Origin of the sequence: Streptomyces sp. NPDC058291 (assembly GCF_042880855.1) — a bacterium.
Taxonomy (GTDB): domain Bacteria; phylum Actinomycetota; class Actinomycetes; order Streptomycetales; family Streptomycetaceae; genus Streptomyces.
Genome location: NZ_JBHVYK010000089.1, coordinates 21,804 through 31,826, shown reverse-complemented (window position 1 = coordinate 31,826; position 10,023 = coordinate 21,804). Strand labels below are relative to the sequence as shown.

General features: G+C 72.9%; 9 protein-coding genes. 3 read left to right on the top strand and 6 right to left on the bottom strand.

All coding sequences use genetic code 11. From position 1 onward, the window contains the following. From ACFVYK_RS31690 to ACFVYK_RS31675, 4 genes are all read right to left on the bottom strand, one after another. The coding region (locus tag ACFVYK_RS31690; RefSeq protein WP_389779939.1) for a hypothetical protein at positions 1-308 on the bottom strand (308 nt) is incomplete at its 3' end. A gap of 302 nt (positions 309-610) precedes the next feature. Continuing rightward, positions 611-1,726: an ATP-binding protein gene (locus ACFVYK_RS31685; protein WP_389779938.1), complete on the bottom strand. Its 1,116-nt coding sequence runs from the start codon at positions 1,724-1,726 to the stop codon at positions 611-613. Beyond that, positions 1,723-2,463, bottom strand: coding sequence for a response regulator transcription factor (locus tag ACFVYK_RS31680; RefSeq protein ID WP_389779936.1), 741 nt, complete (start codon positions 2,461-2,463; stop codon positions 1,723-1,725). The genes ACFVYK_RS31685 and ACFVYK_RS31680 overlap by 4 nt, the downstream gene beginning before the upstream one ends. A gap of 122 nt (positions 2,464-2,585) precedes the next feature. Beyond that, the gene (locus ACFVYK_RS31675; protein ID WP_389779934.1) at positions 2,586-3,272 is read right to left on the bottom strand and encodes a spermidine synthase; all 687 of its coding nucleotides are present in this window, start codon (positions 3,270-3,272) and stop codon (positions 2,586-2,588) included. Positions 3,273-3,488: 216 nt separating this feature from the next. On the opposite strand from ACFVYK_RS31675, the gene ACFVYK_RS31670 reads away from it, so the two are divergent. Next, positions 3,489-4,241 carry a rhomboid-like protein gene (locus ACFVYK_RS31670; RefSeq protein ID WP_389779932.1) on the top strand — a complete coding sequence of 251 codons (753 nt, stop codon included), beginning with the start codon at positions 3,489-3,491 and terminating at the stop codon, positions 4,239-4,241. A 199-nt stretch (positions 4,242-4,440) separates the two neighbouring features. On the opposite strand, the gene ACFVYK_RS31665 is transcribed toward ACFVYK_RS31670, so the two are convergent. Then, complete coding sequence (locus ACFVYK_RS31665; RefSeq protein ID WP_389779931.1) at positions 4,441-5,460, bottom strand: DUF5954 family protein; 1,020 nt, start codon at positions 5,458-5,460, stop codon at positions 4,441-4,443. Between the two features lie 332 nt (positions 5,461-5,792). Here ACFVYK_RS31665 and lon point away from each other — a divergent pair, with 332 nt between their 5' ends. Together lon and ACFVYK_RS31655 are read left to right on the top strand one after the other, a co-directional pair. Continuing rightward, positions 5,793-8,207 (top strand): endopeptidase La, encoded by a 2,415-nt coding sequence (gene lon / locus ACFVYK_RS31660; protein WP_389779930.1) that lies wholly within the window; start codon positions 5,793-5,795, stop codon positions 8,205-8,207. Positions 8,208-8,363: 156 nt separating this feature from the next. Then, complete coding sequence (locus tag ACFVYK_RS31655; protein ID WP_389779928.1) at positions 8,364-8,846, top strand: MarR family winged helix-turn-helix transcriptional regulator; 483 nt, start codon at positions 8,364-8,366, stop codon at positions 8,844-8,846. Positions 8,847-8,951: 105 nt separating this feature from the next. On the opposite strand, the gene ACFVYK_RS31650 is transcribed toward ACFVYK_RS31655, so the two are convergent. Continuing rightward, entirely contained in the window at positions 8,952-9,743 is a 792-nt protein-coding gene (locus tag ACFVYK_RS31650; RefSeq protein ID WP_389779927.1) for a hypothetical protein, read from the bottom strand. Positions 9,744-10,023 lie beyond the last annotated feature (280 nt).

Sequence of the window (10,023 nt, the reverse complement as noted above, 5' to 3'; positions counted from 1 at the left end):
GCAGGCGCCGCAGCGGCGGGCGCCGCCTGGGCCGGGGTGGCCGGGGCGGCGGGCGCCGGGGGTGCGGTGGTGGTCGCTGCGGCCCCCGCGGCCGCAGTACCCGCCGGAGCCGAGGGAGCGGCCGCTCCTGGCTTGTAGTCGGCGAAGAAGTCCCACCAGGCGCGGTCTACCGAATTCGGGTCCTGGAGGTACTGCTGATAGATCTCGTCGACGAGCCACTCGTTCGGCCCGAACGCGGCAGCGGGGTTCTTGCCCGCTTGGTCTGCGTCGGTCGAGATGCTGGAGTTACTGGGGGACTGTGGCGACACGGCGGCAACCGCCCTCTTCCGCTTCACAAGGTGATGGACAGCGGGAATAAAGGCTACGCCCCCTGGAGGGGGAAGGTCAGGCCGGGCCCGTCCATCGTCGCGTAAGTCACATCGCGGAGCGTGTTTCGGGGGTGAAAATGGCGGGAAACAAGCGCGGTTGTGCGTCGCGAGGGGCGCGTTGGCGCAGGTCGTGCGCGCCGGGCGCGCGGACCCGTGCCGACCTGCGCCGGTCCGGTGCCTGATGACACGTGTCCGACTGCGCGGACGCACGTGGATCTTGGAGCTCCGCCGCGAACTTTACGTCAACTTGGAACGGAGGACTCTCCCGGAAGAGTGATAAGAATCCGGCATCCCCGCTCGGATTCGGCCACTCCGATCCGGCCTCCGTGAAGATCGACCGCCCAGCGGGCGATCGCCAGTCCCAGTCCCGTGCCGCCGTCGCTGCCCGGTCCGTGCGGCCGGCGGACCGCCCCCCGGTTGAACCGCTCGAACACGCGGTGCCACTCCGAGCGCGGAATGCCGGGCCCTTCGTCGAGGACCTCCAGCTCCAGCGACTCCGGCTGCGCCCCGCGCCGCGCCTTCACCGTCACCCGTCCGTGCGGCGGGCTGTGCTTGACGGCGTTGTCGATCAGGTTGGCGACGACCTGGTGGATGCGCTCCGGGTCCGCGTGCGCGGTGAGCTCCGGAGGGGTGACGTCCAGGTGCAGATGGACGTCCGTCCGGGTGTGGCTGCCGCCCGAACCCATGGTGGCGCGGGCCGAGGCGACCATGTTGGCCTCCTTCAGCACGCCCGACAGATAGGGCCACACCTCGAAGCGCCGCTTGCGCAGCGGGACCACGCCGTTGTCCAGACGGGACAGGTCGAGCAGCGTCTCGACCAGCCGCCCGAGCCGCTCCGTCTGCTTCAGGGCGGTGCGCATCGTCTCGGGGTCCGCCTCGGCGATGCCGTCGACGACGTTCTCCAGGACGGCGCGCAGACCCGCGATGGGCGTGCGCAGCTCGTGCGAGACGTTGGCCACCAGCTCCTTGCGGTGCCGGTCCTGCGCCTCCAGCTCGTCCGCCATGACGTTGATCGTCTGCGCGAGGTCGCCCAGCTCGTCACGGCGGTTCTCGCGCACCCGGCGGGTGTAGTCGCCGTGCGAGATGGACCGGGCCACCGTGTTCATCTCACCCAGCGGCGCGGTGAGCGAATGCGCCACGAACTGCGTGATCAGCAGTGTGGCGATCATCGAGAAGACCGTGATGAAGCGCAGCTCCGTCTTGGTGTGCACCGCGATCATCGACAGACCGGTGGTGATCAGCACCGAGATGACGACCAGCGCGCCCAGCTTGGTCTTGATCGAGAACGGGCGTACGCCGCCCCAGGGCGCGTCCGCTCCGGGGGCGGGGCTTCTCGGTCCGTCCGGCCCGCGGCTCATGGCGTCGGGGTCTCCAGCGCGTAGCCCACGCCGTGCACCGTGCGGATCCGCTCCGCGCCGATCTTCCGGCGCAGCGCCTTGATGTGGCTGTCGACCGTGCGGGTGCCGGAGGCGTCCGCCCAGTCCCACACCTCGGCGAGGAGCTGCTCGCGGGAGAGCACCGCGCGCGGGGTGTTCGCCAGACAGACCAGCAGGTCGAACTCGGTGGGCGTGAGGTGCACGTCCTCCGAGCGGACCCGCACCCGGCGCTGCGCGTGGTCGATCTCCAGCTCGCCGAGCCGCAGGATCCCGCTGCGCGGGGTCGTCGCCGCGATGGCGGCCCGCTCCACCCGGCGCAGCAGGACGTGCACGCGGGCCGCCAGCTCCCGCATCGAGAAGGGCTTGGTCATGTAGTCGTCGGCGCCCACGCCGAGGCCGACCAGCATGTCGGTCTCGTCGTCGCGCGCGGTGAGCATCATGACCGGCACCGGGCGGGCGGCCTGCACGCGGCGGCAGACCTCCAGGCCGTCGAAGCCGGGCAGCATGATGTCGAGGATCAGCAGGTCGGGCTGCCAGGCCTCTGCCGTGTCCACGGCCGCCGGACCGTCGCCCGCCGTTTGCACGAGGAATCCCTCGGCGCGCAGGCGGGCGGCGATGGCGTCGACGATCGTCGGGTCGTCCTCGACGACCAGGACGCGCCGCTGCGCGCCCGGGGTCGCCGCCGCCGCGGTGTTGTGTGCGGTGTGTGTCTGGTCCATCGCCCGCCCCTGAGTGTGCTTTCCGGAACCAGTGGGGTGGTCCCTTGATTGCGCATGACTGCGGTTGACGCATAAATGATCGGCGTCAGGAATGCAGCGTACGGGGAGTCACCACGGCTTTGCTATCCAGGTCGGACGGCGAGATGCACCACGTCCGGCACGCCTCGGGCAACCGGGATCTCTTCGGTACGCACCCGTTGGAACCCGGCATTCCCCAAGGTTCCCTCGAATTCCGGAGAGGGGCGGGCCGACCACACCGCCAGTGCTCCCCCCGGTCTCAACACCCGCGCGCAGCTTGCGAGTCCGGTCGTCGAATACAGGCTGTCGTTGCCCTCGGTGACCGTCCAGTCGGGTCCGTTGTCGATGTCCAGGCATACCGCGTCGAATGTGTCGCATGTCTCATTGACGAAGTCGAGCAGATCGGCTTCGACGATCTTCGTCCGGGGATCCGCCAGGGCCGGGCCGGAGACGGCGGCCAGCGGGCCGGTCAGATGCCAGTCGATGACGGCGCGCTCGCGTTCCACCACCGTGACGGCGCCCCAGCGGGGATCGGCGGCGGCGTGCGCGAGGGAGAAGCCGACGCCCAGACCGCCGAGCAGCAGGGCGGGTGCGGGACGTCCGTCCAGCGCGTCCCGTGCCGCGTCGACCAGCAGCCGTTCCGAGCGGCCGTCCGAAGTGTCCATCAGGAAGCAGCCGTTGGCGATGATCTGGAGCAACTTTCCGTGCCGGCGCAGGACGACCTCACCGTGAGGACCCTCACGGCGGTCCAGTACCTCCGGCGCGTCGGGGATGTCGTAAGGGGTGGGCATCGGTCCATCCTGGCATCCGCCTGACGGTTCGTTGAGGGAATTCCCTGAGCGGTCGGTGAGGTTGACGCACGTCCGTTCGAGAACGGTGCGAGGCGGATGAGAAAAGGCCGGGAGAACTCTCAGAGCTTCCTGTGAATCGGTGCGCACGTGGCGTCGGTCACAGACAGCGGACGGCCGGCCCGCGAAGGGTGGGGGAAACGGAAGGAGCGCCTCACAGTGGAACGCACGGCCTCCCCCACGAGCCCGCCCCCGACCGACGTCCATGGGCGGCCCGACGTCCGCGGGCTCCTGGACGGCATCCCGGGCCAGCGCACCCCACCGCGCTTCCGGCGGCTCGAACCGAACCCGCGCCCCCGGCACCGGATTCCCGTCCCCTTCACGCTCGGCTACGCGGCCGTCCTCGCCGTCACCTCGTACGTCTCGGCGCATTTCGACCCCGCCCTGGTGTACGCCCTGCACCAGGCCTCCAGCACCGACGTGGCGCATCTGGCGCGGACGCCGGCGCTGGTGCTGGCGGCCAGCGCCCTGTGGGTGGCGGGCGGCTTCGCCTCGCCCTTCACGCTCGGCTTCCTGGTCGTCCTCACCGCGCTGGAACGGCGCGTCGGCGGGGTCCGCACCGCCGTCGTCTTCCTGCTCGGACACCTCCTGGCCACCCTCGCCACCGAGGTGCCGGTCGGTCTGGCCGTACTGGCGGGGCGGCTGCCCGACAGCTCGCTGCACCGCCTCGACTACGGCATCAGCTTCGGCGTCGCCGCCTGCGTGGGCGCTCTCGCGGGGCTGCTGCGTCCATGGTTGCGCTGGTCCCTGCTCGCCGCCTTCGGCGCCCTGCTGCTCCAGGACCTGCTCGCCTTCACCGACCCGATGACGAACTGGGGACACCTGATCGCGCTGGCGATAGGCGTCGCCGCCTGGCCCCGGGTGCGCGGCTGGGACCGTGCCCGCCCGGCCGCCGCTCCCCGCACCGGCTGACCCGCCGCTCACGCGGTCCCGAACGCGACACGGCGTCTCCGGGTGCCGGGGAACGGCAGCGGAGGCCAGAGGACGTCGGAGGGCGGCAGCGGACGCCAGAGGACGTCGAGGGGCGGAGGGGTGCGTCGGGGGGCGTCGGGGGCGTCCGCGGAGGTCAGGGCGTCGGAGGAGCCGGAGATCGACCGGCAAGGCGTGCGCCTCAGTCGTCGTACTGGACGGTGCCGTTCTCGCGCAGGGTCGGATGGAGCTTCATGGGGCCGTACTCGTCGACGTCCGAGGGGCGGGGCGGTTCCGGGCCGTCCGGGCCCAGGCGGACCATCCGCTCGACGCGGCAGATCCGGAACACACGACCCTCCACGCTCGCCTCGTCGGCCCGCCCGGCGCTGCGGAACGCCTCGGCGGCCCGCGCGTACACGGCCTTCTTGCGCTCGTCGAAGCGGTGCAGCATCGCCCACACGCGGGCCATCCCCTCGTACAGCGAGCGGCGCGCCTCGTGCGGGGTGGCCGTCAGGGAACCGCACGGGGTCCAGCCCGAGTCGTCGCGCTCGGCCACCGAGAAGCCGACCGGCAGTCGGACCACCTCAGGGTGCGTCCGGGCCGCCCGCGCGGAGTCCGTGCGCACGTCGGCGGGGAAGCGGGCGCCCGTGTACGTGAAGTCGCGCAGGCCCAGGCGCAGGGCGCCCGCCATCGGCCCGTCGTCCCGGCCGGGGTCGAGGGCGAAGCCCACGTCCGGGGACGGCACGGCGCACTGGTCCTCCCACGACGGGGCGAGGACCTCCGGGTCGGTGGGCCGGGGCGGCTCCGGACCGTCGTCGCCGGTGCGGGCGAACTCGTCGCCGCGCACCACCCGGTAGCGCACGCCCAGCGCCTCCACCTCGTCGGCCGGGGCCCGCTCCAGCACGGCGACGGCCGCCAGCAGGTCGCGCCGGGCGGACGGGGCGCCCGTGCCGTCCTTCGCCTTGAACCACAGGTGCGAGTTGAGTCCGTCCCGGGCCTGCTGGGGCATGCCGTCGACCACCGGCTTCAGCAGCCGCCAGCACGGCTCCGCGGCCGCCGGGTCCAGCACGGCCACGCCGAAGACGGGCCCGCGCAGCACGATGTGCGGATAGCGCCGGGAAGCCTCGACGGCGTCCGCCTCCGTCACCCAGGCGACGGGGTCGTCCCGCAGGACCAGCTCCGCGTGAAGGGCGTCCAGGCGTCGCTTCCAGTCATCGGTCATACGCGCATTGTGGTCGGGCCGCCGGGCGGTTCGGGGCGAATGCCGGAAGTGGGCGGGGTACGGACAGGGGGCGCGAGGGGCGCGCCCCGTCGTGCGGCGTCCAGCGGTGCGCCCCTTCGGTCGCCGGGCGACGCCCGCGTGCCCCGCCCGTGAATCCCGCGCCGCCCGGCGACGACCGGGCGCGCCCGCCGGGCGGCGGCCGCGGCGCGCGCCCCCGACCGCCCCCGAACGCCGCTGATCGCCCACAGCGAACGGACGGGAGTGCGGGGAACATCCGACGGCTCCTGTGCATTGAGTCGGCATAGCTCAACTTGACTGCCGAAGGGGAGATCATGGCTTCGACGTCCGCACCGCTCACCTTGCCCGTATTGCCTCTCGATGACGAGGTCGTGCTCCCCGGCATGGTGGTTCCGCTGGACCTCAACGACACCGACGTACGCGCCGCGGTGGAGGCCGCCCAGGCCGCCGCCCGTTCGGAACCGGGCAAGCCGCGCGTCCTGCTGGTGCCGCGTGTCGACGGCACGTACGCGAGCACCGGTGTGCTCGGCACCGTCGAGCAGGTCGGCCGGCTGGCCGACGGCGACCCGGGCGCGCTCATCCGCGGCCGCGGCCGCGTGAAGATCGGCGCCGGCACCACCGGCCCCGGCGCCGCCCTGTGGGTGGAGGGCACCGCGGTCGACCAGAGCGTCCCCGAGCCGCTGCCCGGTCACGTCGCCGAACTCGTCAAGGAGTACAAGGCGCTCGCCACCGCCTGGCTGCGCAAGCGCGGCGCCTGGCAGGTCGTCGACCGCGTCCAGGCCATCGACGACGTCTCCGCGCTCGCCGACAACTCCGGTTACTCGCCCTTCCTGACCACCGAGCAGAAGGTGGAGCTCCTGGAGACCGCCGACCCGGTGGCCCGCCTGAAGACCGCCACCCAGCAGCTGCGCGACCACCTCGCCGAGCAGGACGTCGCCGAGACCATCGCCAAGGACGTCCAGGAAGGCGTCGACAAGCAGCAGCGCGAGTTCCTGCTGCGCCGTCAGCTCGAAGCCGTCCGCAAGGAGCTGCGCGACCTCAACGGCGAACAGGAGGGCGAGGAGTCCGACGACTACCGCGCCCGCGTCGAGGCCGCCGACCTGCCCGAGAAGGTCCGCGAGGCCGCCCTCAAGGAGGTCGACAAGCTGGAGCGCTCCAGCGACCAGTCGCCCGAGGGCTCCTGGATCCGCACCTGGCTGGACACCGTCCTCGAACTGCCCTGGAACGAGCGCACCGAGGACGCCTACGACATCCAGGGCGCCCGGAGCGTGCTCGACGCCGAGCACGCGGGCCTGCAGGACGTGAAGGAGCGCATCACCGAGTACCTCGCCGTGCGCAAGCGCCGCCACGAGCGCGGCCTCGGGGTCGTCGGCGGCCGGCGCGGCGGCGCGGTCCTGGCCCTCGTCGGACCGCCCGGCGTCGGCAAGACCTCGCTCGGCGAGTCCGTCGCCCACGCGATGGGCCGCAAGTTCGTCCGCGTCGCCCTCGGCGGCGTCCGCGACGAGGCCGAGATCCGCGGCCACCGCCGCACCTACGTCGGCGCGCTGCCCGGCCGGATCGTGCGGGCGATCAAGGAGGCCGGGTCGATGAACCCGGTGGTCCTGCTCGACGAGATCGACAAGGTGGGCTCCGACTTCCGGGGCGACCCGGCGGCCGCCCTCCTCGAAGTGCTCGACCCGGCCCAGAACCACACCTTCCGTGACCACTACCTGGAGGTCGAACTCGACCTGTCGGACGTGGTCTTCCTCGCCACCGCCAACGTGCTCGAAGCCATCCCCGAGGCCCTGCTCGACCGGATGGAGCTGGTCCGCCTCGACGGCTACACCGAGGACGAGAAGGTCGTCATCGCCCGCGACCACCTGCTCCCGCGCCAGCTGGAGCGGGCCGGTCTGGACAAGGAGGAGGTCGTCCTCGACGAGAGCGCGCTGCGCAAGCTCGCCGGCGAGTACACCCGCGAGGCAGGCGTGCGGACCTTGGAGCGGTCCATCGCCCGGCTGCTGCGCAAGGTCGCGGCCCAGCACGAACTGGGCGAGCGGGAACTGCCCCTCACCGTGACGGACGAGGACCTGCGCGCCCTGATCGGCCGGCCGCACCACGTGCCCGAGTCCGCCCAGGACCCGGCCGAGCGCCGGACCGCCGTCCCGGGGGTCGCCACCGGCCTCGCGGTCACCGGCGCGGGCGGCGACGTCCTGTACGTCGAGGCCTCGCTGGCCGACCCGGAGACGGGCGCGGCGGGCCTGACCCTGACCGGTCAGCTCGGCGACGTGATGAAGGAGTCGGCGCAGATCGCGCTCAGCTTCCTGCGCAGCCACGGCGCCGAACTGGAACTGCCGGTGGGCGACCTCAAGGACCGGGGCGTGCACATCCACTTCCCGGCGGGCGCGGTCCCCAAGGACGGCCCGAGCGCCGGCGTCACCATGACGACCGCCCTCGCCTCCCTGCTGTCCGGCCGGCTCGTCCGCACGGACGTGGCGATGACCGGCGAGGTCTCGCTGACCGGCCGGGTGCTGCCCATCGGCGGCGTGAAGCAGAAGCTGCTCGCCGCACACCGGGCCGGCGTCACCACCGTCATCATCCCCAAGCGCAACGAGCCCGACCTGGACGACGTCCCCGCGGAGGTGCTGGACACGCTCGACGTCCACGCCGTCACCGACGTCCGCCAGGTCCTGGAACTGGCGCTCGCGCCCGCCGTGAACAGCGCGACGCCGGAGGTTCCCGTGGCGGCGTGACGGACGCCGCGGGCGGCGCGGCCCGGGTCCCGTGAGGGAGGCCCGGGCCTTCGCCGTGTCCGGCACACGGCCCCGGCGAAGAGCCGCCGACCTGTGCCTGGGAAATACTGGGGAGCTGCGCCGACCGCGGCGACCGGTGAGATCAGGGGTGCTGACGTGCACGAGGACACGAACGACGACGGACGCTCGTCGCGCGGTGTGGAGCAGGGCGACCGGGAGTTCCTCTCCCTGGAGCGGGAGCTCACGGTGCTGCTGCGCCGCGCCCGCGCCAATCAGGGCGAGATGGCCCGCGAGGTCCACCCGGACCTGGAGTCCGCCGCCTACGGGCTCCTCGTCCGGCTGGAGGAGTGCGGCCGCCAGCGCGCCACCGAGCTCGCCGCCTACATCGGCGTCGGCAAGGCCACCATGTCCCGTCAGCTGCGGGCTCTGGAACAGCTCGGCCTGGTGGCCCGCGCACCGGACCCGGCGGACGGCCGCGCCTGGCTGGTCGACCTCACCGAGGAGGGCCGCAGCCGGGTGAGCCGGGTCCGCGAGGCCCGCCGCGAGCGGTACGTCAGCACCTTCTCCCACTGGGACCGCACCGAGGTCGAGGAACTGGCCCGCCTGCTCCACCAGCTGAACCGGGGCATGGAGAAGTAGGAGGGCCCCGCCTTTCGGATCGGTCCGCGGGCGCGGGGCCCGGCGCCCGCGGCTGCGGCGCGGTCGTCGGGCCCCGCCGCGCAGCCCCGACGGCCTCGCCGCGTCTCACAGCTCCACGTACACCACCGTCGCGTCGTCGTGCGTCTTCGCCCGGGCCAGGCAGGGGCGGCCGGCTTCGACGTCCGCTCGTTCCCGTCGGCGCACCCGCTCCACCAGGGCCCGGGCCCCCTCCTCGCGGACGAGCGCGAGCAGGTCGGGCCAGTCGCCCTCGTGGAAGAGCTCCGCCCAGCGGGCGGCGCCGTCCGACAGGGCGGCCAGCGAGGCGACCTCGGCGCGCGGCACGGCGCCGGTCACCGCGCGGGCGGCGACCGAGGGGTCGGCCGCGGCAGTGAAGAACCCGCCCTCCTTGTTGCGCAGCGTGCCGTCCACGACGTCGGCGCTGCGCAGCAGGGCGCGCGGCAGCCGGGCCAGCCGGTCGTCGTGGACGGGGGAGACCCGGCCGTCCGGCGAGGCCAGCAGCAACGTCGCGTCGCACAGGACCAGGTACTCGACGCTTCGCGGCGACCAGCGTGCGAGGACCACGGTGGCCTGTGGGGTGCGTGGGTGAGAAAGGTCACAGGTTCCCGCATGGGCCTCGGCGGTACGCGTGATGGCGAGGGCGAGCGCCTCGGCCAGGGGAACATCCGGGAGGGAAACGGTCAGTTCGGTCAGGGCGCCGCCGAGTCGTGCCGTGAACCAGGGGACCGAATGCAGGCAGTCCGCGCCGTCCCGCGGCGGAGTCACCCCGTCCAGCAGGACGAGCGAACCGCCCTGCCCGGAGGCGGGAAGCCCGACGCTCGCGAAGTCCTCGTTGGGGCGGGCCGGATCGCCGCCGTCCGACACAAGTTCCGTGCGCATCCGGCCAGTCTGCACGACCCCTCCACAGCCTTCGCGAAAGGCTGGCACCCTTCCCCGAACGGACGCACCGCCGCAGGTCAGACGCCTGTTTTGGGCGGGAATGAAGCACTCCGGGAAGGCGTGGCGGCGAATCCTGCCAAAGCCCGCCGCCCACGTCCAACCGGCCTGCCGGACCGGGCCGCCGCGCACGCCGGCGGAACTTGCCCGCCAACTCCCCTCCGATGTTCACTCCTTCGGGTGGCGGGGCAAGCGATGCGCGGTCCCCGCACACCGGCACTGG

Coding starts and splice junctions, on each gene's coding strand:
- ACFVYK_RS31685 (WP_389779938.1), bottom strand. CDS start 1,726: ATGAGCCGCGGGCCGGACGGACCGAGAAGCCCCGCCCCCGGAGCGGAC.
- ACFVYK_RS31680 (WP_389779936.1), bottom strand. CDS start 2,463: ATGGACCAGACACACACCGCACACAACACCGCGGCGGCGGCGACCCCG.
- ACFVYK_RS31675 (WP_389779934.1), bottom strand. CDS start 3,272: ATGCCCACCCCTTACGACATCCCCGACGCGCCGGAGGTACTGGACCGC.
- ACFVYK_RS31665 (WP_389779931.1), bottom strand. CDS start 5,460: ATGACCGATGACTGGAAGCGACGCCTGGACGCCCTTCACGCGGAGCTG.
- lon (WP_389779930.1), top strand. CDS start 5,793: ATGGCTTCGACGTCCGCACCGCTCACCTTGCCCGTATTGCCTCTCGAT.
- ACFVYK_RS31650 (WP_389779927.1), bottom strand. CDS start 9,743: ATGCGCACGGAACTTGTGTCGGACGGCGGCGATCCGGCCCGCCCCAAC.